We start from the raw sequence: 23,370 nt of genomic DNA, 5'->3' as shown, positions 1-23,370 counted from the left end.
AATTGGCATTCGTGGTTTAATTAATCCGCTTCAAAAACCCATCAGGTGCGACAGTAATCTGTAATTTGTTGTCCATTGCCTTGTCAATGACAAATTCCTGGTGCGACTTTAAATACTCGTGCACGGCTGTTTTAGGACTGTTCCCTGGCTGCCATGGGCGGTTGTCAAAAACGTCTGCGGGCACATCTTCAACAAAAGTATCGAAAACAACGCAATAACTCCCCTTGCTCACGAGAGGCGCGTAAGCCTGTAACTCTGCCAATACATGTTCGTGAGTATGGTTTGAATCCAGGAATACCATGACTCTTTGCTTGTCTTTTGCAATGGCATGGACTTGTTGCACAATCTCTGCCGAGACACTGGAACCTTCCAGCATCTGTATCCGCTTCGCCATGGGATGTTGCAGAATGGCTTCTTTATTGTGCTCGCGGATATCTATGTCTATGCCTATTACTTTAGCGTCAGGATTGCCGCCACATGCGGCATTCAATTCCAATAGGGACGCTGAATAAATGATGGAGCCGCCATGTGCAATACCAGTTTCTATGATGAGGTCAGGTTGTACTGTCCAGATCAGTTCCTGCATCGCGACCATATCAATGGGGTTTTGGATGATAGGACGCCCTAGCCAGGAAAAGTTATACACGTATTGGCGACGCATGCTTTGTTCCAGCCAGTTCCGGGATTGCGCCTGAAATTCAAGGTCGTTCCCCAATTGTTCTATACGTGCTTCACGTTCAGCTTCAAATTGTTTAATTGGGTTCATGGCGTTGTCGTGTAATAGTTTAAAAGGGCTTGCAAATCTTGTTCAAACTCGCATTCCAGCGGACCAAACTGCGTTATCAGCTTACTCACCCGTATGGGTGGGAAGCGTACTTCAGGGGCATCAGCCTCAAATTCACAAAGAACGCCTAATTGTTCCAGTTGCCTGGCCAGGCTCGCATGTGAAGTATTGTTGCCCCGTGCTAAATTGTATATGCCAATTTGCCCTTCGGTTGCAATTTTGGGTAATAATCGAACGACCTCTGCCACCGAGACATAATCTTTTTCTGATTTTGCACTACTGCGAAATATGACTTTCTTTTGCTTTGCAGCTGCAATCAACACTTCAGACAAGAAATTCTGTTCTGGCATACCCTGGCCATAGACGTTGGAAAGTCGCACCACCCGCACATTACGACCACCATGCAGGCACAGGCTTTCTCCCATCAGCTTGGAAATATTATATAAATCACCGGGAGCATAGGAGCACACGACCATGGGTACATCTTCATCCGTGTCGGATGCATTGGCATACAGCCGGGTACTGGACAAGTAGGTGAGACTATCAAATTTGCTGTGCTGCAAAATTCTTGACAACAGATGCACGTGGGCATCAACAGTGGCATACGGACGCTGACGAAAATCTGCAGTCAGTCCTGCACAATAAAAAACGTGCCCCAAATGTTGAGAAAACAAACGGGCATCGTCTTTTTCAGCCACGTAACTAGACCAACCCGATGCCTGTAGGGACTGATGCAAATGCCCGCCTATAAAGCCTCGCCCACCGATCAGTGTTGCGTTGGAACTCATTGTCGCATTCCTATTTGTCGCAATGGGTTACCAACATTGATCGAATAGGCAGCAACTTCTGAGCGGACAATGGACCCCGCACCGATAACACAACCCTGCCTCAAGATTGCACCGTCAAGTATCACGCAATTGGCACCAATCCACACATCATCCTCAATGACAATGCCACCTTTCCCAGGCAAGAACCCTTGCTGGTTAATGCGCTTGCTTTTATCGTGATAAGCATGATTGACCGGTGCAAAAGTGCAATTCGCAGCAATCGCCACATCATCGCCAATCATAATGCCATTACCGGTGTACAAGACACAGCCAGAATTGATGGCAGTCCTCTGACCTATGACAATATCGCCAATACCACCTGCGGGCTTGAATTTGACAAAGCTGTCAACAACTGAAAACGCACCTATGATGATACGCGAACCTCTGACTGAATCTTCAATGTCAGCCATGTTGGATACCCGTGCATCCGGATGGATCTCTATCATCCCCTCCCCCTATTCCAGCACCGTCAATTGAGGAATGGCAACCACAAGACGTCCGCCCCAGTTTCGAATCTCTTGCAAATCTCGTGATATTTCTGTCTGTAAATTCCAGGGTAAAACCAGAACATAGTCAGGACGGTCTGCCAGCAAGTGTCCCAGGTCAACGATAGGTATGCGATTACCTGGCATGAATTTACCCTGTTTATGTATATTGATATCCACGACATAGGGTAGCAAGTCTGGCCGTACACCAGAAAAATTGAGCAAGGTATTCCCTTTTGCAGCAGCGCCGTAAGCGGCTACGCGCTTCCCCTGGCGTTTGGCTTGCAACAAAAACTCCAGCAGAGCGAATTTTGCTTGTTCTGCCCTGACCTGCGCCTGATTGTAAAAATCCAGGGTTTTAATCCCCGCATTGAATTCAATCTGTAAGAGATCGGCGACACGTTGGCTTTCTTTACGGTATGACACGTCGCTTCTTTGTGCCAATACACGTAAGCTTCCCCCATGGGTAGGCCATTCCTGCACATCAAAGATATGCAGGCCATTTTTGGTAAAAATGGTCTTTACAGCATGCAGGGAAAGGTAGGAATAATGTTCGTGATAAGCGGTGTCAAACTGGTTTTGTCTAACCATATTGAGCAAATGTGGAAACTCAAAACTGGCTACCCCTTGTTCAGTCAGGATCAAGCTGAAACCGGCAACAAAATCATTGATATCAGGAACATGTGCCAATACGTTGTTAGCAACGGACAAATCAACTTTCGGCCCTTGGGCCAGCAACTCTTTTGCCAGTTCTGTACCAAAGAAACGTTCTATGATCCTGATACCTTTTTGTCTGGCTGCATTGGCTGTACTCGCAGTCGGTTCAACACCAAAGCAAGGGGCTCCGATCTCTTGCACATATTGTAAAAGGTACCCGTCATTGGCCGCCACCTCCATTACCAGGCTTTGTGGCCCAAGCTCGAGTTCTGCATGCATGTCCGTGACAAAAGTCTTTGCATGCGCCAGCCAACTGGAGGAGCAAGAGCTAAAGTAGGCATAGTCAGCGTCGAATAAATTCTCTCGCCCGGTAAAGTCCAGAGTTTGTACCAGCCAGCAAAAGTCACATACCATCAATTTCAACGGCAGCCACACTTCAGGTTGATTAAATGCTGCAGGTGTCAAATAGGCGTTCGACGGTGGGGCTGTCCCCAAGTCGAGAAAAGTATGTGTCAATTCTTGATCACAGTGTCGACACTTCATACAATAACCCCTTGATAATCTTTATTGAGCATGGCGCAGTTCTTGTCCCGGTCAGAAATTTCAGTGACTAATTCCGGCCAGGTAATCTCCAACAGGGGATCAAAGGGATTGCACCCTGCCTCGCTGGCTGGAGCGTAAGCCTTACTGTGACAATACAACATTTCAACCCCGTCAGTAAGGGTCTGAAAACCATGTGCAAATCCAGGTGGGATCAATAAGGATTGCTGATTCTTTGGTGACAATAGCACACCATACCACTTCAAAAAATGGGGCGAACCTGCTCGCAAATCTACCGCCACATCCCATACCTCACCTTGCAGGCAGCTAATCAACTTCATTTCAGTGTTTGGCGACAGTTGCATATGCATGCCACGAACGGCTCCTTTGCGCTCCGTATAGGTGTGATTGATTTGTGCAATCGTTTCATGCCACCCAATTTCAAGCAAATCATCTGAACAAAACATGCGCTGGAAATATCCACGCTTGTCGCCCAACGGCTTTCTTTGCAGGAGATGCAATCCCTGTATGGGTGTCTCCAAAAATTCAAAGCGGCCTGATCTGGAAACGCGCATTATGTTTGCCCTGCCTGGAAAGCTGTGAGGTCGCGGTCGCAAAGCTCAGGTGCTGCTGTACCTGACTGATAGTCCCGATACCAATGCATGCTTCTCGTCACAGCGGAATGCAGCCCCCAACGTGGTGAGATATCAAGAACCGACTTGATTTTTGTGGTATCAAGTGCCAACAGACCAGCCTCATGCGGGCCAGAGAATTCTGTTGCGAATTCAACTTCTCCATGACCATAGGCGGCTTGCGCTAGTTCTATCACTTCCCTGACGGAAGCAGCATTATCAGGGCCGATATTCCATGCCAGACTAGTCACTGGTTGTCCATAGGCGTACTGCGCTAGACATAAATAGGCGGACAACGGCTCAAGAACATGTTGCCAGGGCCTGACTGAATCTGGTCGGCGAATATGCAATATCTTTTCATTCTGCCAGGCATGAATCGCATCGGGTAATAATCTGTCCGCTGACCAATCGCCGCCACCAATCACATTGCCAGCCCGCGCAGCCAGCACTGCCGTACCTTGCTCCGCTAAAAATGCTGCACGATAGCTCGACAACACCAGTTCTGCAGCGGCCTTGCTGGCACTATAAGGGTCATGGCCACCCAGTTCTGCAGTTTCCTGATAGGGAGTCATCTGTTCAAGATTGCGATACACTTTATCAGTCGTCACAATCAAGGCCACTTTCACACATTGCATGCCGCGAATAGCCTCAAGTACATGAGCCGTGCCCATGATGTTACTGGCGAAGGTCGCCAATGGCTCTTGATAACTGGCACGAACCAGCGCTTGTGCCGCAAGATGGAGCACGATTTCCGGTTGGCATGCCTGCACCACATTTTTAACGGTTTCGTAGTTCCTGATATCGCCAACATGACTCTTGATACGCGTAGAAATATCCAGGGCATCAAATAAATTTGGTTGCGTTGAAGGCTGCAATGCCAACCCGTGCACGATTGCCCCCATGCGGCTTAACCAGTAAGCCATCCAGGCCCCCTTGAATCCGGTATGACCTGTGAGTAAAACTCGTCGGCCCCGCCAGAAGACTGGGGCAACCATATTCAGGTTTGATTCTGCGTTTACCAGACCCGCCACGGCGCACTCCCTGACAGCCACAAATCTTCGAGAAGATTTTTTTCACGCAATGTGTCCATGGGCTGCCAAAAACCTGCATGCTCAAAAGCCATCAATTCCTGACGTCCTGCTATTTCTGACAAGGGCGCGGCTTCCCAACTGACACTATCCCCTTCAATAAAATCAAGTACTTTGGGTGACAAGACAAAATACCCACCATTGATCCACCCCCCGTCGCCACGCGGTTTTTCTGTGAATCCCTCTACCAGATCGCCATTGCGCTCTAAGGCACCATATCTGCCGGGAGGCAAGACAGCCGTCACCGTTGCCAATTTGCCATGCTCTTTGTGGAACTTGATGGATGCGGAAATATCGAGATCAGCAACGCCATCACCGTAGGTAAAGCAGAATGCTTCCTCACCTTGCAAGTAGCGCGCCACACGTTTCAGGCGACCGCCAGTCATCGTGTCTTCGCCAGTATCAACCAAGGTCACTTTCCATGGCTCAGCATGATGTTCATGCACTTCCATGCTATTTTTCTGCATGTCAAAAGTTACATCTGACATATGTAAGAAATAGTTGGCAAAATATTCTTTAATCAGATAGCCTTTGTAGCCGCAACAGATCACGAAATCATTCACGCCATGGGCAGAATACGACTTCATGATATGCCAGAGTATAGGGTGGCCGCCAATCTCTATCATGGGCTTGGGTTTCAGGTGGGTTTCCTCGGATATCCTTGTTCCCAGGCCACCGGCTAAAATCACCGCTTTCATACATCTTGCCCTTCACAATAAATCTGCCACATTTGACGGTAAGCTTTTTCTACTGAGTGAGCGAAGGCAGGCTCATTCATAATGAGCGATTGTTCCATTTCCTGTCTCAAACTTCCACGTAGTCGCCGCAATTCATCCAGGTCATGCGCCAGAATAATGGCCTTTTGCGCATATTCTTCTTCCGATTGCGCCAACCATTCCAAATGTCCGATACCTGTCAATACGCTAGCACCTATCCTGCCAACAGAGGGCCGGTCAGCGAGCGAAATAAATGGAATGCCCATATACAGAGATTCCAGCAAAGTCGTTCCTGAATTGTGCGGGAAGCAGTCAAGGCTGATATCAACATGCTTCAATACTTCCCAGGAGGGCGAACTAAACCCTATGTGCAAACGCGACCTCTCTATGCCATATCGCATAAACCGGGAAGCCATTTCGTCCTGTACTTGGGGATCCTTAAAATCTCCGCTATTGATGATGAGATGCGCATCTGGCATTGCGTCCAGTATGGCAGACCATACCTTTACCACCTTATGATTAATCCTGGTTGAACGGGACAAGCTGCCGAACGTGATATAGCCATTCGTTTCAAATGGCGACGGACACCATTCTGCTCTCCTGGTATCTGGCCTGTAGACATAAGCCGGCCCATCCAGGCACCAAATTTTCTCTGAAAACAAATGCGCACAATCATTGGTGACACTAGGTTTGTCTGTTAAATAATAATCGATAGCACTCAAGCCTGTTGTATAGCCGTACTCAAGCCAATGCAAAGAAACTGGTGCGGGTTTACGGGCAAATACCGGCAAGCGGTTGCCGTTAGTGTGCCCGGCCACGTCTACCAAAATGTCTATACCGTCTGCCCGAATGCGTTCAGCCAGTACGTCATCTGTCATGTCCCTGGTGGAAACCCAATGATCAATCTGCTTCTTATAATAGGCGGTAACATCATCTTCAAAAGGTGGATTGGCATAGGCATACACCTCCACTTGCTCCTTGTCATGCCCTTCTATCAAAGGCAACAGGAAATATTTGCACACATGATTATAAAAAGCCTGTGTTACATAACCGACCTTCAGGCGCTTCCCTGGAATACGTGTATTCTCGAATTTTCTCCACTTTGCTTTCAGAGGAGCTGCGAAACGCAAGTCAAATTCATGATAAGCGTTATAAATCACATCTGGCGTAAGGTCTGGATGATAGTTCAGGCAAAACAACAGGTTAGTGTATATCTTGCGGTTAAAAGAAGACTGTCCATCCTCTTTAAATGACAAAGCTTTGATATAAGCTTCAATTGCCGCATCCAGATGATTTGCCTCACGCAATGTATCTCCATAGGCACCCCAGATTTCTGGAATTTCCTCAGTAAGACTCAATGCTAACTGGCCACATTCTATCGATTCGTGCACTTGTCCATTTTGTCGCAAGGCATCTATCAGATTAGGGTACACCTGATATAAAGACGGCTGCAATTGCAAGGCATGTCTATACTGTTCAATTGCTACCGCATACATACTATGCTCGCGATAGGCCAAACCCAGATTATTGTACAAATAGGCAATCTCTGGACTTAACTGGACTGCCCTCGATATTTTTTCAATCGCGTCCTCTGTTCGCCCTATATAACGAAGTGCATTACCAAGGTTATTCAAACCAACCACCATATCTGGTTGTATCTTTAGTGCTTTTTCAAGATACGCAATCGCTTCAGAGCAACGTTCCAGGGAAATAAGAGCATTTCCCATATTGACCAGGATATGTGGATTGTTTGGCAACAGCTCCAGTGCCTTACTTAAAACAACATGCGCTTCGACAAAATTTCCCTGCTCAATACGTGCAAGGCCAAGATAATCCCAGACTATGCCGTCTCGCGGCAAATATCGTGACAACCACAAACTTGCATTTTCCAACTGCGGATATTGCTTATTCAGTAAATATTTATTGAAAATGCCAAATGCGATTTTCCTGTTGTCAGGGAAATGCGGCATCACATCAAATGCCAGTTTGAGATATTCCATTCCCTGATCGCACTCATCCATATCGCCTGAAATTCTTGCCAGTGCATATAAGGCTTCAGCGTGCCGGGGGAAATTTCTGATAATGTTTAAACACACTTGTTTCGCTTCGGACAAAGCCTGGGCCAAGTACAGCTTATGGACCTCGCGCATAGCCTTTCGTGCATCAAAACTCGATTTTGTCATGACCGGCGCCTTGGTAAAATTTAGTTATTATTAAATTAGCATCACTCAATTCGGCAATCACCAGCACCAATGTGAGTAAAACTGCATGCTCAAGTTGGAAAATACCAGAAACTGTCTAGCTCAGGCTTATTTTATAACCAATGATTTTGTTTCCATGTGTTAAATAAAGCCCGAAAACTAAATCAAATTTACCCCTAAAGTATTTTTAAAATACGCCGACAAGCGGAAAGGACTGAAAAACTTGAGCAGAAAAAATAACATTTATTTTCAGAAACACGCTAAAACTTTTTCAGTCTCTACCGATACCCTTTTCAACGGCGGTCCAATAGTCAGCACGAAAGACCAAAGTTTCAGGCTACTACGCCAATTTGAATAACTTAGGTAAGGAGAATCACCATGGCTGTCATTAATACCAATATTGCTTCGCTGAATGCGCAACGCAATTTGAGCAATTCCCAATCTACACTGGCCACATCACTCCAGCGCTTGTCTTCCGGCTTACGTATTAACAGTGCTAAAGATGATGCTGCTGGTCTGGCCATTTCCGAACGTCTGACTTCTCAAATCGGCGGCTTGAATCAAGCTGCACGTAATGCAAACGACGGTATCTCCTTAGCCCAAACTGCTGAAGGTGCCTTGCAACAAATCGGCTCCAACTTGCAACGTATTCGTGACTTGGCAGTTCAATCAGCCAACGGCAGTAACAGCGTTTCTGATCGTGCTGCTCTGAATAACGAAGCAAATCAGCTGATTTCTGAAATCAACCGCGTTGCCAGCAACACCAACTTCAACGGCGTGAATCTGCTGGATGGTAGCTTTAATGCACAAACCTTCCAGGTTGGCGCTAATGGCACTGCAAACGACCAAATCAGTATCGCCTCCATCTCCAGCGCAAAATCAAGTGCATTGGGTGTGGGTTCCTCCTCCTCGTATGCAACAACTGTTGCTGGTGCCGGTGCAGTGACTACTACAGCCCTGGCTGCTGGTGACTTGTCCATCAATGGCTTCCAGGTTGGCGCTTCTGCAGCTGACGGTGTATCGTTCTCCAACTCAACTGGTAGCGGCATTGCCAAAGCAGCAGCAATCAATGCAATCAGTGGTAGCACAGGTGTAACAGCGACTGTAGGCTCGACAACAGTTGCAGGTACAGCCAGCACATCTGCAACAGCGATTGCTTCCGGCGACATTACCATTAACGGCGTGAATCTGGGTGCCTTGAATGCTTCTACTTCTGGCGCACAACGTGGTGCTCAGGTAGCTGCTGCTGTCAATGCCATCAGTACACAAACAGGTGTTACGGCTACATTCAACACAGCAACTGGTGCCGTTGCACTGGCTGCCGCTGATGGCCGCAACATCACCATTACAGCAAGCACCAACGCTGCTGCAGCTGCTGCCAACACAGGTATCACAGTATCGGCAACTGGCGCAACTGACGTCAGCACCTCGACATTGTCCCTGACTTCTACCAGTTCTGCCGGTATTACTCTGGCAAACGGCACTGGTACTGGTTTGACTGCAGCTAACCTGACTGGTGGTTTCACTTCTGCAACAGTCACTGTCGGTGCAGGTCTGTCGTCCTTGAACCTTGGCACTGCTGCGGGGGCCACCTCGGCGTTGACGACGATTGATGCGGCACTGCAGTCAATCAATAGCTCACGTGCTTCTTTGGGCGCTTATCAAAACCGCTTCTCTTCAGCAATACAAAGCTTGCAAACAGGATCTGAAAATCTGACTGCTTCCCGCAGCCGTATTCAAGATGCTGACTTTGCATCAGAAACTGCTGCATTGACTCGTGGCCAAGTGTTGCAACAAGCTGGTACTGCAATTCTGGCTCAGGCTAACGCGTTGCCAAATGGTGTATTGGCTCTGTTACGCGGCTAATCAAAATAAGCTTATGATATAGAGGTTAAAATCTAAAGCTGAATGCATACCCCTCTGGTCACCAATGACCAGGGGGTATTTTTCTTGAAGGAAGAGATCATGGATATCCAGTCGATAGGGAGCACATCTCAATCGGGACAAGTGGTCACCAATCGCCCCGCTCCCGAAACAAGCGCCACTGCTGCCAGCGCACCTGCAGCACCAACCCAAACAATAGATGCAGTTAAGGCAAGTAATGCAGCGACATCTGCCGAAGATATTGACAAAGTATCAAAGGCCATTAGCGAAATTAACAAAACTATCAAGTCCTTGTCTGGCGATTTGGAGTTTAGCCTTGAAGAACACAGTAATAAAGTTATAGTTAAGGTAGTAGACCAACAAACCAAAGAAGTAATACGTCAAATCCCCTCTGAAGAGGCACTGGAGATTTCAAAGTCCCTGGACAAGCTCCAAGGGTTGCTAATCAAGCAACAAGCGTAAATAAATTTATTGCCGTACACCTAAATTTTAAATTGACAGGTAAATTCCCCTCTAAAGTCTAGTTTGCCAATGCCGATAATTTAGTACAGTGTGGTCTGAAAAGGGGAAACCAAGTGGGCATACAATCAACAGGCATTGGGTCAAATCTTGACGTCAATGGCATTATTAGCAAACTCATGCAGGTTGAGAGCCAGCCCCTGACCTTGCTCGCCACCAAAGAAGCCAGTTTCCAGGCAAAATTATCTGCTTATGGTGCCCTCAATGGCGCATTAAGCTCATATCAATCCAGTGTGGTTGGATTGGGAAATTTGGGCACCTTCCAGGCATTGACAGCCAATTCAAGTGATTCAACCATTTTGTCTGCAACAACGACAAGCGTATCAGTTGCAGGAAGTTACAATATCAATGTCAGTAAACTGGCACAAGCACAGACCATTTCCAGCGCAGGCCAGGCAAGTACCACTGCAAGCATAGGTTCAGGCACAAGTACGACGATAAGCTTTAGTTTTGGTACGATTACAGGTGGGTCCTCCAGCAATGGTGTGTATACCGGGTCAACATTTCAGCAAGATGCCTCACAAGCTACCGGGACAGTTACTATAGATGGTGCAAACAATTCCCTGCAAGGTATTCGGGATGCGATTAATGCAGCCAACGTAGGTGTTAATGCCAGTATTGTTGGTGATGGTAGTGCAACCCCCTATCATCTTGTTCTGACATCCAGTAAAACTGGTGCGGCCTCCAGCTTGAAGATCAGCGCCACTGGCGACGCAGCGATTCAAAGTTTGGTTAATTATGACCCATCAGGCACACAGAACCTGACAGAAACAACGACAGCGCAGAATGCAGCTCTTACAGTCAACGGTATTGCCATATCAAGTGCATCGAACGCAGTATCCGGCGCAATACAGGGCACGACGTTAAACCTGAGCAAAATTGGCACCGCATCGCTATCACTTGCTGCCAATACCAGTGGCATACAGTCTGCCATCAATGGCTTTGTCAAAGGCTATAACGATTTGCAAAGCACGTTGCAAAACCTGACCAGCTACAATTCAACCACAAAACAAGGCGGCATTCTGTTAGGTGACTCAACCGCTCGCAACGTGCAAAATCAGATTCAATCCACGTTGAGCGCGGGTGTAAATGGACTGGGTGGCAACATCACCTCGTTGTCCAGCATTGGTATCACCTTCCAGAAAGACGGCACGCTGGCGATAGACTCCACCAAATTACAAACGGCTCTGACCAATAACTATAGCGACATCAGCGGTCTGTTTGCCTCTGTAGGCAAGGCAACTGATAGTTTGATTGGATATAGCAGTTCTACCACTGCTACAAAACAAGGCGCATATGCGCTGACAGTGTCGCAACTCGCAACACAAGGCGGACTCACTGGCAATGTGAACCTCAATGCAGGCAGCACAACCATTGCAGCAAATACAGCGATCAATGTAACGCTGGATGGCCAATCGTCTTCAGTAGCACTCGCAGCAGGGACATATAGCGCCAGCAGCCTTGCCACTCTGATCCAAACATCCATCAATGGTAATGCAACATTCAAGGGTAATGGCACATCAGTGGTGGCGACCATCAATGGCAGTGGATTCCTGCAATTGCAGTCCACAAGCTATGGCAGTACGTCCAATGTATCCATCGCTGACAATACAGGAACTGGTGCAGCAACATTCACCGGCACAGCATTAACAGGCACTGCCGGGGTCAACGTTGCAGGCCAACTCAATGGGGTTACCGCGCAAGGATCCGGACAATTCCTGACAGGCACCACCGGCACGCCTGCAGAAGGCTTGAAAATTCAAGTGAATGGTGGCTCTTTGGGGGCTCGTGGAACCGTCAATTTTTCACGAGGCTATGCTACTCAGTTGTCGAATTTATTGACAACCATTGTTGGTACATCTGGCTCAATTGCAGGAGCAACCAATGGGGTAACCAGCAGCATTACAGATATTGGCAAGCAACGTACAGCATTGAACAGCCAGCTTGCAGATACTGAAGCGCGTTACCGTGCGCAGTTCACTGCGCTTGATACCATTATCAGCAGTCTAAATAGCACGAGTTCGTTTCTTACCCAGCAGTTAGCAGCACTTTCGTCGAGTACGAGATAATTAGTCGTAAAGATTACAAAATTGAATAGAGGATTAACCACTATGTTTGGCTCATCTCAAGCGCGTGGCGCAAATGCCTATGCAAAAGTTGGCATTGAAACTGGTGTTATTGCTGCCAGCCCTCACAAATTAATTGTGATGTTGTTTGATGGAGCAATTGTGGCCATTTCCAATGCCGTGCAACATCTGCATCAGGGTGAGATTGCTGCCAAAGGGCATTCCATCTCAAAGGCAATTGCTATTATTGAAAATGGCTTGCGAGCCAGCCTGGACAAGAAAGTTGGAGGTGAAATTGCCACCAGCCTTGATGCCCTGTATGAATACATGATCAACAGGCTGCTTAAGGCGAATCTTGAAAACAGTGAAGCCATGTTAACTGAAGTGCAGAATCTGTTACGCGATCTGAAATCGGCCTGGGAAGCCATTGCACCCAGCACTGATACAAACAGTGAAATTCCCAAGGTGAATATTGATCCACTGTCCCCCCGTCCTGCCAACTTTGTTGAGGCTTGAATCAAGATGAATAGTTTGGAATTGATCACATTGTATGAAAATGTTGCCACAATTACCGGCAATATGCTGGAAGCCGCCCGTTCACGTGACTGGGAATTGCTGGAAAAACTAGAAAGCGATTGTTCCAGCCGGGTTCAGCTATTGCGCGAAAATGAAATCCCGGCAGAACTTCCTGCTGATATGCGTGACAAGAAAATCCGCATTATCAAGCAGATACTGGCTGATGATAAGGAAATTCGCGATATTACTGAACCCTGGATGGCGCAATTATCTGACATGATGAAAAGCTCCAGCACCAGCCAGAAACTATCCAGAACCTATAGCGCTGGCAATAGCGCCTGACGTATATGCCTGCGCGGCTCGACATTCTCAACAAACCTGTAGTCAATATTGAGGCACCAGGCGCCGCAATCTCAATTAGTGAAACCAAGCAGGACATTACCCCAAAGTTGGCACAGCTGGTTACTGGCCAGCTCTTGAAGGGGGAGGTACTGTCCAAACTGATGGATGGCAGTTTTACAGTACGTGTGGCAGGCATAACTGCCAAAATGTTATTACCTGAAGGCAGTAAGACAGGTGACCAAATCCCTCTGCGCCTGATAGGCACAGAGCCGCGCCCCACCTTTTTACTGGAAAGCGAGACAGATGCTCATCTATCCACTTCCCCGCCACAGTTACTGACACCAGCTCCAGGAAAATCTGCTTTGCCTGCAGCCTTGCAAGATCCTATTGCAACCGAGACAGTCAAAGCGACTACTTTACCGACGAGTAGCAATTCTCCTGCAGTTACAGAAGTTCATCCGGAAACAGACGCCTCGGTAGTAGTCACCTTATCCGGCAACAAGAGCATGCCCTCAACAGGCAACGCACTTTTGGACAAGGCTTTGGCGCCAGCAATTCAGCAACTGGCGACACCAAAAACAACGGAAATCATCGGTAAATCACCACTGGTCAGCACCAATGCTACCGAAGCCCCGGATCGTCTAAGTAGCTCCCCGACATCATTAAGCAATACCGGAAAATTGATTGACCAGATTTTACAAACCGGACGCCAGGCAGGCACCAAAATCAGTGTTAGTAGTGACGTGCCTATTCTTGCCAGCCCTTCAGAATTGAAAGATGGCATACGAACCGCCACCAAACTGCAAAATCAAATCAGTACCAGTGGCCTGTTTTATGAGTCACATGTCGCTGAATGGGCGCAGGGCAAACGTGATATTGCCGACATCCGGAGTGAGCCGCAGTCACAAATCAGCCTATCGAAAAGTGTTGATGGCACACAGGCCAGCAATTTGACTACGGTCAACAAGGAAATGGGGCAAATTATTCATCAGCAACTTAACGTTTTGGAACAAAACGTTGTACGATGGCAAGGTGAGCTTTTCCCCGGCCAGAAAATCGAATGGGAAATCAGGAAAGAAAGCGAGCAAGCGCGACGCAATCAGTTAGACAGCGAAGATAGCAGTTGGCAATCAGTCGTCAGCTTTGATCTTCCCAACCTGGGAAAAGTAACTGCGACCATCAACTTGCAGTCGAACACAGTCGGTTTGTCCTTGCGCGCCACACAGAGTGACACGGTAACAGCATTAAAAAACCATGCGAACGAGCTTGCCGCTGCGTTACAGATGGCCGGTTCGCCACTGATGTCTTTTGTTGTCAATCAAAATGAATGACCCCAAGCCGCAAATTCAAAATGCTGTCGCCCTCGCCTACCAGAATGGTGATGCCGCACCGCGTGTGGTTGCCAAGGGAAAGGGTCTGATTGCTGAAGAAATCATTGCCCGGGCCAAAGAACATGGCGTGCATGTACACCAATCGAAGGAGTTGGTCTCATTATTGATGAAAGTTGATCTTGACCGGGATATTCCACCGGCTTTGTATCGCGCAGTTGCAGAACTACTCGCTTGGCTTTACCATATTGATAAAGGAAATTCAGAGATAATTTCGGAGACATCAGGGCAATAACAGGTTTGACTGCCCATTTTTTGAATGTGATTATAAAAATATGCCATCCTCACCTCCGAGTCTAGGTACAGAAAATCAAAGCCCCTTCCAGGTTGACTCCAAGAGGGAGATCATCGGTTTGCTGCGCGGTTTAAGAGAAAGTAAGCAATTGATCAGCATGCTGATCAATAATGGGTCCGAGGTTTTCATCACCTCCATTCTTGACGTCGATGACAGCAATAATGTCGTAATTATTGATAGCGCACCAGGCCAACTGGCGAATCAACGTATTGTCGAAGCCCCAAGGGTTTCCTTTGAAGGCTTGCTGGACAAGATCAGCATACAGTTTTCTTCTGATGATCTGAAACTAATCACATTTGAAGACCGCCCCGCATTGGAATTTACAATCCCGGCGACGATGATAAGGCTGCAAAGGCGCGAGTATTATCGTATCAACACACCTCTGTCCACGCCCATCCGTGCGCTGGTGCCCATCAAGGTGGATACCCGACAAGAAATTTTAAAACTATCTTTAGTTGATATAAGTTGCGGTGGGATTGCAATACTGGATGAAAAAAAAGCTCTGGATAGCACCATAGGTGTTATCTATGAACATTGCAAACTTGATCTGCCAACTATAGGTCTGGTAGATGTTGTGCTGCAAGTCAGAAATTCCCAGGATCTTATCTTATTGAACGGTAAAACCAATCGGCGCCTGGGCTGCGAATTCATTAACATGTCCAACCACGTGCTTGCCAGCGTCCAGCGTTACATCATGAAACTGGAACGTGAGCGAAATGCCAAACTGACCGGCATACGTTAATCTGGCGGGACAAGAGCAATATGGCTCTTCCCGCTTCCTCATTCCACCGTTCTGATAAACCTGGATCAAATCTGCATATTCATGATGTCATGGTAGGCAGATACCAGTTTATTTCTTACTTGCACGGTAGTTTGAAAAGAAATATTTGCCTTTTGCATAGAAATCATCACATCCGACAAGCTCACCTTATCGTCGCCCATGGCAAATTTCTCGCCCAGTTGTTGCGAGCTCATTTGCGCCTGGTTCACACTATCGAGCGACGCTTTCAAGGCATCTGAAAAATCGAGCTTTCCAGGACTGAGATTATTGGACTGATTCACCCCCAAACCAGCACCGGCTTCCATTTTTGCAGCAGTTGCCTTCAACTGTGCCACCATGGCTTCTATCCGACTTGCGTCAATTCCGCCCACATTCATCACATCACCTTTTTTTCAAGCTTCCACAACTACTACATTAACAGCTTGAAAACAAAGAGGAAGCCAGAAAAGAACCAGAAAACCAGTGTTTATCATGACTTTGATTTTGCGAATTCAGTGGAAAATCGGTATCAAGGAAAAAACTCATATCCGGACGCATAAGCATGCAATTCATCGACACATTTATCGGCTCAAGGTAATTTATGGCAACCGCAGAAAATACCGTACTTGCCACACCAGGCCCTACCCTTCCGAATATATTCGGACTGCCACAAACACCAGTCATGCGCAATGTGCTGCTGTCGGTTGGTGCGGCCATCACGCTGGCAATCATGGTCGGTGTATGGCTATGGAGTCAGCAGCCTGATTACAAAGTTCTTTTTTCCAACTTTAATGACAGGGATGGCGGTGCCATTGTTGCATCGCTACAGCAACTGAATGTGCCTTACAAGTATTCAGATGGTGGCAGTGCCATTCTGGTGCCAGCCAACCAAGTGCACGATGCGCGTCTGAAACTGGCAGCACAGGGTTTGCCTAAGGGCGGTAATGTCGGTTTTGAGTTGATGGAAAACCAGAAATTAGGCATTTCACAATTTTTGGAACAAGTCAATTTTCAACGTGCATTGGAAGGTGAACTGGCACGTTCCATACAGGCCGTCTCTGCCGTGCAAACTGCTCGCGTGCATCTGGCTATTCCTAAATCATCTGTATTCATACGCGATCAACAAAAACCGACTGCTTCGGTATTGCTGAATCTTTACCCTAGCCGTGTGCTTGATCAGCAGCAAGTCAGCGCCATCGTCCATCTGGTTGCCAGCAGCGTACCGGAACTGTCAGCCAAAAGTGTCACCGTTGTTGACCAAAATGGCAATCTACTGTCTGACACCAGCAAACAGATGGCAAATAATAATCTTGACCCTTCTCAGTTGAAGTATGTACAGGAATATCAGCAAAATATCGTCAAACGTATCGAGTCCATCATTTCACCTATCGTGGGAGCAAACAATGTCCGGGCCGAGGCGACAGCAGATATCGATTTTTCCAGGACAGAGCAGGCGGCAGAAAGTTATCGTCCCAACTCACCACCTGAAGCATCCACCATACGTAGCCAGCAAACCAGCGAGTCTTACAATAAATCTGCCAATCCTTCTGGTATCCCCGGAGCATTGAGCAACCAGCCACCAGTTCCTGCAACTGCCCCCATCGTTGCCAGTGCTGCAGCTACCGGTCAAAATGGTGCTGCAAATACTGGTCTGATGCAGAAAGATTCAACCACCAATTATGAAGTGGACAAGACCATCAAATATACACAGCAACCTATGGGGGGTGTTAAACGTCTCTCAGTTGCCATAGTGGTCAATTACAGGACCGAAACCGACAAGACAGGCAAAACAACTACCCGTCCCCTGACTGACATAGAAAAAACACAAATTACCGACCTGGCCAGAGAAGCAATGGGCTTCAGCAAAGATCGTGGCGATACCTTAAATGTGGTCAATAGTCCCTTTGCCAGCCCTGAAAAAGAACCTATAGTGGAAATACCATTGTGGAAACAGCCAGAATTCTGGCAAAAAGTAATAGACGTTGCAAAATATGTCGGCGTTGTTATCTTCCTTGCCTACTTGTTCTTTGGCTACCTGAAGCCAATGTTGTATAAAATGATGGGTAAAGACAAGGAAACTCTGGAAGCCCTGGAAGCAGAAAAACAAAAAGCGCTGGAAGAAGAGCAGCGCGAGGAAGAAGAAGCCGCTATAGTGAATCTTTCAAAAGAAGCAGAGCAGAATACGCGTCATGGCTCCAGCTATGAAATGAATCTGGAAATGGCGAAAACCCTGGCAAAAGAAGATCCAAGGATAGTCGCAAACGTTGTAAAGGCATGGGTCAGCAATGAGTGAAGACGGAGTTCAAAAAGCAGCCACCTTGATGCTGGCACTGGGTGAAGATGGCGCTGCAGAAGTAATGAAATATCTTGGCCCACGTGAGGTGCAAAAGATAGGTGCCGCCATGGCTGCTATCGGCCCCATCCCGCATGAATCCATCGCCAAAGTCCTGGACGACTTTAAGGCGGCGGCCGACCTCAGTTCTTCGGTTGGGCTGGATTCGGATGAGTATATTCGCAATGTGCTGACCAAGGCGCTGGGCGATGACAAGGCTGCCTCTTTATTGAACCGCATTCTGGGTGGCAAGGACGCCAGCGGCATAGAAAGCCTGAAGTGGATGGATTCACCTTCAGTTGCCGAACTGATCAAGAACGAACATCCACAAATTATTGCCACCATTCTGGTTCATCTGGAAAGCGACCAGGCATGTGAAATCCTGAACCAGTTCACCGAGCGCTTGCGTAATGACATCGTGTTGCGAATTGCCACCCTTGACGGTATCCAGCCGACCGCGCTGCGAGAGCTCAACGATGTACTGACCAAACTGTTGACAGGTAATGAAAGCCTGAAGAAAAAATCCATAGGTGGTGTACGTGCTGCTGCTGAAATTCTGAACTTCATGAGTGGTGAAAATGAAGCCTCTGTCATGGACAATCTCAGGAAATACGATGGCGACATGGCCGAGAAGATCATGGATGAAATGTTTGTCTTCGATAACATCCTGGAGATTGACGACAAAGGCATACAACTGCTGTTGCGTGAAGTTCAGTCCGATTCACTGATTGTGGCTCTGAAGGGCGCGAATCAGGACATGCGTGAAAAAATATTCAAAAATATGTCGCAACGTGCTGCTGAAATGATGCGGGAAGATCTGGAATCCAAGGGGCCTGTGCGTCTGTCTGAAGTAGAGGCGCAACAGAAACAGATCTTGTTGATCGTTCGCCGCCTGGCCGACGAAGGCCAGATCATGTTAGGTGCGAAAGGCGAAGACGCTTATGTCTAACCCGGTGCGTAGCGGTGACCTGACCGCCTTTCAACGCTGGGAAATGACCTCCTTTGGCGACAACCGCCCCGCCCAGGTTGAAGAAATCAAAGTAGCAACTGCACAAGCCGCCGCCGTCAGTCGCATGGAAGCGGATAAACTGAAGGAAAATGCACGTCAGGAAGGCTTTGCCGCCGGTTACAAGGAAGCCTATGAACGCGGTTTGAAAGATGGCCAGGAAACCGCTTATGCCGAAACCATGGAACAGGTACAAGCAGAAATCCAGTCACTGCAGCAAATGAGCCAGAATTTTTCGCAGCAATTGCAGGCTGCCTCTGGACAAATGAGTGATGAAGTGCTGGCACTGGCCATTGATCTTGCTAAAGCAATGTTGAAAAACAAGCTGGACACTGAACCTGAACTGATACTCCCCATCGTCGAAGATGCCATGAGTCAGATAACGGCCGTACAACAACCGGCGCAGGTCCTGTTGCATCCGGATGATGCTGCCATCGTCAAAAACCACCTGGGTGAATCACTGGCTGAAAACGGATGGCGTATCGTGGCTGATCCGCATATCGAACGTGGTGGTTGCAAGCTTGAAACCCAGCATAATTTGCTCGATGCCAGTTATGCGACCCGCTGGCAGAAATTAATGGATAGCATTCGGCACAACTTCGTGAACCAGGTTTAGGTACTCAGGCATATGCAAGCGGCATACATCAGCGATTGGAAGTCCAGGTTGCACAACAGCCGTGAACAGTTATCGCGTGCCAATATTACCTCCCTTTCGGGTCGTGTCACGCGTGTCACCGGTCTGGTGATGGAGGCAGTCGGTCTCAGATTACCGGTAGGCAGTGCCTGCTACATCCAATTGCAAAGCGGGGCCAAAATTGATGCGGAGGTGGTTGGTTTCGAAGGTGAGCGCCTGTTTCTGATGCCACACAGCGATCTTGACGGCGTCACCCCTGGAGCCCCGGTTTTTCCGGCGGAGCCCGATGCTCATGAAGTAGTCAATCATCCACGCCGTCGCCCTAGCGACAGGAGCCGGCATTTACCAGTAGGCTATGAGTTGCTGGGCCGTGTTCTGGATGGCAATGGTCGCCCATTGGATACGCTGGGACCACTAGGTACACATGAGTCCGCTCCCTTGGGCGCCCGCATTTATAATCCCCTTGAACGTGCCCCCATCGTTGATACTCTGGACGTTGGTGTCAGAGCTATCAACAGCATGCTTAGTGTGGGGCGAGGTCAGCGGCTGGGTTTGTTTGCTGGTTCTGGTGTAGGTAAAAGCGTGCTACTGGGCATGATGGCGAGATATACCTCCGCCGACATTATCGTTGTCGGCCTGATCGGCGAGCGCGGTCGTGAGGTAAAGGAATTCATCGAGCAAATTCTGGGGCCTGAAGGCTTGGCCCGTTCAGTGGTGGTAGCTGCTCCGGCTGATGCCCCTCCCCTCATGCGCCTGCAAGGTGCTACGTACGCCACCACCATCGCTGAATATTTCAGAGATCAAGGGCGCAGTGTATTGCTGATCATGGACTCCCTGACCAGGTATGCAATGGCACAAAGGGAGATCGCGCTCGCCATCGGTGAGCCACCGGCAACCAAAGGTTACCCACCATCGGTCTTTGCCAAGCTGCCTATCCTGGTGGAACGCGCTGGCAATGGTAAAAGTGGCGGCGGTTCCATTACCGCTTTTTACACGGTACTTACCGAGGGCGATGACCAGCAAGATCCTATCGCCGATGCCGCACGGGCGATTCTGGATGGCCATATCGTATTGAACCGTACCTTGGCAGAAAGCGGCCATTACCCCGCCATCGACATAGAGCAATCGATCAGCCGGGCCATGCACAGCATCACATCACCAGAACATCAGCAACTATCAAGAAAACTCAAGCAATTGTATTCACGCTATGAGCGTGCCCGCGACCTGATCAGTGTCGGCGCTTATTCGCCTGGCTCTGATCCTTTGCTGGATGAAGCAATTAGGTTACACCCCAAAATAATTTCATTTTTGCAACAAGATATCTCGGAAAAATGTAGCATACCGGAGAGCTTGGGGGCACTTCAGGCTCTATTCAACGGATAGAAAATCTTGATACCGACTATACTTGAATCACCATGGCATTAAAATCTCCCATAACCACACTGATAGAAATTGCAGAAAAAGAAGTTGACGATGCCGCCAAACTTCTGGGAAAGGCAATACGTGCTCATGAAGATACAGAGAAGAAGCTTGGTTTATTGCAGCAATACCGCAATGACTATGCTCAAAGACTGCAGGATGGTGCAGCACGCGGCTTAAGCGCGGCGCAATACACGAATTTCTTGTCATTTCTGGGGAAGCTTGATGCTGCAATAGATGGTCAGAAGCAGGTGGTAATGGATGCAGAGCATCGCATAGTCATGGCAAAAACAGAATGGCAGTCCACTGAAAAAAAACGTCTTTCGTATGACACTTTGCAAAATCGTGCACAAAACCTGATGCAAAAAAAAGAAGCAAAACGAGACCAGAAACAAACCGATGAAGTGGCTGCCCGCACCCTTTTTTATAAGCGTTAGTCAAAAAACTTAACAGGTACTCCAAATGCAAGCGACAACCTTACTGACGTCCTTAGACAAACAGGCCGGGAGTGTTAAATCTGTCAAAAATACTGCGTCTGCTGACGCCGGGAATAACTTCAATCAGTTGCTTAACAAAGAAATTTCCAATGTTAGCAAGCCTGACAACGACTTCAATCGTAATACGGTCAAGCCCGCTGCTGCGCCCAAACCTGACAACAATGCCTCCAGCAATACTGGCAACAATATCAGTAACAATAATAACAATAATAATAACGTTAATAACGACAGCAATAACAACAAGCAGGTCGCGACGGACAATGCAGCCAGTTCCCCCGTAAAAAGTGGATCGCCCGCCGATGACACGGAAAAGACCAGCAAAGTCAGCAAAGATGACGACAAAAATACAACGTCAGATGAAGATATCAGTGCTCAAATGTTGGCACTGGTAGGCAATCTTGCCCCTGTACCAGTAGCTGCTGATACAGGCAAGACCGCATTACCCGCTGATAAAGATGCCAACCCTGCTTTGCTTGGTACAGATGCCAGTGCACTAGCTGCCGGTAATGCAACAACAGACACAACCGCGTTGGCTGGCGATGGCAAGTATGCAGAAACTGTCGACAAACTTGCAGCAGCCCTCAACCCACAAACTGCGGGTGCTGACAAGGCTGGTAGCGTCACTGGTGCAACTGCAAGTGATATCAATGCCATCGCCGCACAATTAATGGCCAGCAAAGCTGCTGAAAAAGCGGGAAGCAAAATCACTGACAAGACTGCTCTCAGTGTTACCGCAAATAGCGCTACAGAAAACAAACTGGCTGGCGATAAGGCGCTGGTTACCACCCCAGTTCTGGCCGCCACTAAAGATACAACGGCAAAAACTCAAGATGTAGTACCGGCAGATACGAGCAAATCTGAAGTCATTACCAGCGACCTTGCGCAGGGCGGCAAAGCCATTGACAAAGCGGCCAATGCAATGCCTGCAGCTGCTGACTCAGCCAAAACATTTGCCGGAGATGTGGCACAAGCCCGCGATGCAATTGCAGACAAAATAGCTGAAGCTAAAGTTGGCGAAAATAGCAAGGAAATGATGCAAGTGGTAGCCGCACCTCCAGTTGCGACACTGGCTGCCAATAACCTGCAAATCAATACAGCAAATGCCATGGCGATAGATCATATCAGCCCCCGGGTAGGTAATGCAGGTTGGGACAAAGCTGTTGGCCAGAAAGTGGTTTGGATGGTAGGTGAAGCCTTGCAGTCTGCTGAATTGACGTTGAACCCGCCGGACCTTGGCCCTCTGCAAGTTGTGTTAAAACTCAGTAATGACCAGGCTAATGCCAGCTTTACTGCAGCCCAGCCCGAAGTAAGGGAAGCGCTGGAAGCTGCCTTGCCCAGATTACGTCAAATGCTGAGCGATGCTGGCGTACAATTGACTGGATTTTCAGTCAATTCACAGGCAGCAGGTCAGGGACAAAACTTTACCCAACAACAAGCCAGGGACGTAGGCACAACTCGTCAGGTTGGCAATGTTAGTGACAATGCAACAGTGACCGCAACAAGCAGCGCTCAGCCTAAAACCAGAGTCAGCAATGGCGTGGTTGACACCTTTGCCTGATCAGGAAAAATTTCATCCCATGTCAAGCCACGCAAACCTGACACCTTCCAGTGTTTGCAGTGGCAACCAGACTCTTTCAGATGGGGCACAGACTTTCTCCCTATCATTTGTTGAATATCATCTAAATTCACTATCTCAGACTGTTTGACCTCTTAGTGTCTGGAAAAAAGCATCTACATCCATGTAGAATGATTGCCAGAGGCTATATCCACGAAACTGGCAGT

General features: G+C 48.1%; 23 protein-coding genes. 14 read left to right on the top strand and 9 right to left on the bottom strand.

All coding sequences use genetic code 11. The features are described 5' to 3' along the window. Positions 1 to 16 precede the first annotated feature (16 nt). Genes AC1RVX_RS17100 through AC1RVX_RS17065 form a run of 8 tightly spaced genes read right to left on the bottom strand, consistent with a single transcriptional unit; the run spans position 17 to position 7,912 of the window. Positions 17 to 766 carry a cephalosporin hydroxylase family protein gene (locus AC1RVX_RS17100; protein ID WP_493217797.1) on the bottom strand — a complete coding sequence of 250 codons (750 nt, stop codon included), beginning with the start codon at positions 764 to 766 and terminating at the stop codon, positions 17 to 19. After that, on the bottom strand, positions 763 to 1,572 hold the full coding sequence (locus tag AC1RVX_RS17095; protein ID WP_493217796.1) for an NAD-dependent epimerase/dehydratase family protein: 810 nt from the start codon (positions 1,570 to 1,572) through the stop codon (positions 763 to 765). The genes AC1RVX_RS17100 and AC1RVX_RS17095 overlap by 4 nt, the downstream gene beginning before the upstream one ends. Next, entirely contained in the window at positions 1,569 to 2,057 is a 489-nt protein-coding gene (locus AC1RVX_RS17090) for an acyltransferase (RefSeq protein WP_493217795.1), read from the bottom strand. The genes AC1RVX_RS17095 and AC1RVX_RS17090 overlap by 4 nt, the downstream gene beginning before the upstream one ends. 9 nt (positions 2,058 to 2,066) lie before the next feature. After that, positions 2,067 to 3,296, bottom strand: coding sequence for a methyltransferase domain-containing protein (locus tag AC1RVX_RS17085; protein WP_493217794.1), 1,230 nt, complete (start codon positions 3,294 to 3,296; stop codon positions 2,067 to 2,069). Next, entirely contained in the window at positions 3,293 to 3,868 is a 576-nt protein-coding gene (locus AC1RVX_RS17080) for a dTDP-4-dehydrorhamnose 3,5-epimerase family protein (RefSeq protein ID WP_493217793.1), read from the bottom strand. Before AC1RVX_RS17080 ends, AC1RVX_RS17085 begins: the two co-directional genes overlap by 4 nt. Beyond that, positions 3,868 to 4,920 carry a CDP-glucose 4,6-dehydratase gene (gene rfbG / locus AC1RVX_RS17075; protein WP_493217952.1) on the bottom strand — a complete coding sequence of 351 codons (1,053 nt, stop codon included), beginning with the start codon at positions 4,918 to 4,920 and terminating at the stop codon, positions 3,868 to 3,870. Before rfbG ends, AC1RVX_RS17080 begins: the two co-directional genes overlap by 1 nt. Positions 4,921 to 4,940: 20 nt before the next feature. Beyond that, entirely contained in the window at positions 4,941 to 5,711 is a 771-nt protein-coding gene (gene rfbF / locus AC1RVX_RS17070; RefSeq protein WP_493217792.1) for a glucose-1-phosphate cytidylyltransferase, read from the bottom strand. After that, positions 5,708 to 7,912, bottom strand: coding sequence for an O-linked N-acetylglucosamine transferase, SPINDLY family protein (locus AC1RVX_RS17065; protein ID WP_493217791.1), 2,205 nt, complete (start codon positions 7,910 to 7,912; stop codon positions 5,708 to 5,710). The genes rfbF and AC1RVX_RS17065 overlap by 4 nt, the downstream gene beginning before the upstream one ends. Before the next feature lie 396 nt (positions 7,913 to 8,308). Here AC1RVX_RS17065 and AC1RVX_RS17060 point away from each other — a divergent pair, with 396 nt between their 5' ends. The 8 genes from AC1RVX_RS17060 (at position 8,309) to AC1RVX_RS17025 (ending at position 15,682) form a co-directional block, all read left to right on the top strand. Next, the gene (locus AC1RVX_RS17060; protein ID WP_493217790.1) at positions 8,309 to 9,796 is read left to right on the top strand and encodes a flagellin N-terminal helical domain-containing protein; all 1,488 of its coding nucleotides are present in this window, start codon (positions 8,309 to 8,311) and stop codon (positions 9,794 to 9,796) included. Positions 9,797 to 9,895: 99 nt separating this feature from the next. Then, positions 9,896 to 10,276 carry a flagellar protein FlaG gene (locus AC1RVX_RS17055; protein WP_493217789.1) on the top strand — a complete coding sequence of 127 codons (381 nt, stop codon included), beginning with the start codon at positions 9,896 to 9,898 and terminating at the stop codon, positions 10,274 to 10,276. 113 nt (positions 10,277 to 10,389) lie between these two features. Then, entirely contained in the window at positions 10,390 to 12,402 is a 2,013-nt protein-coding gene (fliD, locus tag AC1RVX_RS17050) for a flagellar filament capping protein FliD (protein WP_493217788.1), read from the top strand. Positions 12,403 to 12,444: 42 nt separating this feature from the next. Beyond that, positions 12,445 to 12,915 (top strand): flagellar export chaperone FliS, encoded by a 471-nt coding sequence (fliS, locus tag AC1RVX_RS17045; protein WP_493217787.1) that lies wholly within the window; start codon positions 12,445 to 12,447, stop codon positions 12,913 to 12,915. A 6-nt stretch (positions 12,916 to 12,921) separates the two neighbouring features. Further along, positions 12,922 to 13,257 carry a flagellar protein FliT gene (locus AC1RVX_RS17040; protein ID WP_493217786.1) on the top strand — a complete coding sequence of 112 codons (336 nt, stop codon included), beginning with the start codon at positions 12,922 to 12,924 and terminating at the stop codon, positions 13,255 to 13,257. A gap of 107 nt (positions 13,258 to 13,364) precedes the next feature. Beyond that, complete coding sequence (gene fliK / locus AC1RVX_RS17035; RefSeq protein WP_493217785.1) at positions 13,365 to 14,588, top strand: flagellar hook-length control protein FliK; 1,224 nt, start codon at positions 13,365 to 13,367, stop codon at positions 14,586 to 14,588. Beyond that, positions 14,581 to 14,880, top strand: coding sequence for an EscU/YscU/HrcU family type III secretion system export apparatus switch protein (locus AC1RVX_RS17030; protein ID WP_493217784.1), 300 nt, complete (start codon positions 14,581 to 14,583; stop codon positions 14,878 to 14,880). The genes fliK and AC1RVX_RS17030 overlap by 8 nt, the downstream gene beginning before the upstream one ends. A gap of 40 nt (positions 14,881 to 14,920) precedes the next feature. Next, positions 14,921 to 15,682, top strand: a complete 762-nt coding sequence (locus AC1RVX_RS17025; protein ID WP_493217783.1) for a flagellar brake protein — start codon at positions 14,921 to 14,923, stop codon at positions 15,680 to 15,682. A gap of 65 nt (positions 15,683 to 15,747) precedes the next feature. Here AC1RVX_RS17025 and fliE read toward each other — a convergent pair whose 3' ends face one another. Next, the gene (fliE, locus tag AC1RVX_RS17020) at positions 15,748 to 16,098 is read right to left on the bottom strand and encodes a flagellar hook-basal body complex protein FliE (RefSeq protein ID WP_493217782.1); all 351 of its coding nucleotides are present in this window, start codon (positions 16,096 to 16,098) and stop codon (positions 15,748 to 15,750) included. 203 nt (positions 16,099 to 16,301) lie between these two features. On the opposite strand from fliE, the gene fliF reads away from it, so the two are divergent. Genes fliF through AC1RVX_RS16990 form a run of 6 tightly spaced genes read left to right on the top strand, consistent with a single transcriptional unit; the run spans position 16,302 to position 23,146 of the window. Continuing rightward, positions 16,302 to 17,993 (top strand): flagellar basal-body MS-ring/collar protein FliF, encoded by a 1,692-nt coding sequence (gene fliF / locus AC1RVX_RS17015; protein WP_493217781.1) that lies wholly within the window; start codon positions 16,302 to 16,304, stop codon positions 17,991 to 17,993. Then, on the top strand, positions 17,986 to 18,981 hold the full coding sequence (gene fliG, locus AC1RVX_RS17010; RefSeq protein ID WP_493217780.1) for a flagellar motor switch protein FliG: 996 nt from the start codon (positions 17,986 to 17,988) through the stop codon (positions 18,979 to 18,981). Before fliF ends, fliG begins: the two co-directional genes overlap by 8 nt. Then, positions 18,974 to 19,654 (top strand): flagellar assembly protein FliH, encoded by a 681-nt coding sequence (locus AC1RVX_RS17005; protein ID WP_493217779.1) that lies wholly within the window; start codon positions 18,974 to 18,976, stop codon positions 19,652 to 19,654. Before fliG ends, AC1RVX_RS17005 begins: the two co-directional genes overlap by 8 nt. A gap of 12 nt (positions 19,655 to 19,666) precedes the next feature. Next, on the top strand, positions 19,667 to 21,055 hold the full coding sequence (fliI, locus tag AC1RVX_RS17000) for a flagellar protein export ATPase FliI (RefSeq protein WP_493217778.1): 1,389 nt from the start codon (positions 19,667 to 19,669) through the stop codon (positions 21,053 to 21,055). Between the two features lie 32 nt (positions 21,056 to 21,087). Beyond that, complete coding sequence (fliJ, locus tag AC1RVX_RS16995) at positions 21,088 to 21,528, top strand: flagellar export protein FliJ (protein WP_493217777.1); 441 nt, start codon at positions 21,088 to 21,090, stop codon at positions 21,526 to 21,528. Between the two features lie 25 nt (positions 21,529 to 21,553). Then, on the top strand, positions 21,554 to 23,146 hold the full coding sequence (locus AC1RVX_RS16990) for a flagellar hook-length control protein FliK (protein WP_493217776.1): 1,593 nt from the start codon (positions 21,554 to 21,556) through the stop codon (positions 23,144 to 23,146). Positions 23,147 to 23,370: the final 224 nt, after the last annotated feature.

This window comes from Undibacterium sp. GW821-FHT11B02, assembly GCF_058808955.1.
The sequence above is the reverse complement of the archived record's forward strand: the minus strand, read 5'-3'. Positions and strand labels throughout refer to the sequence as shown.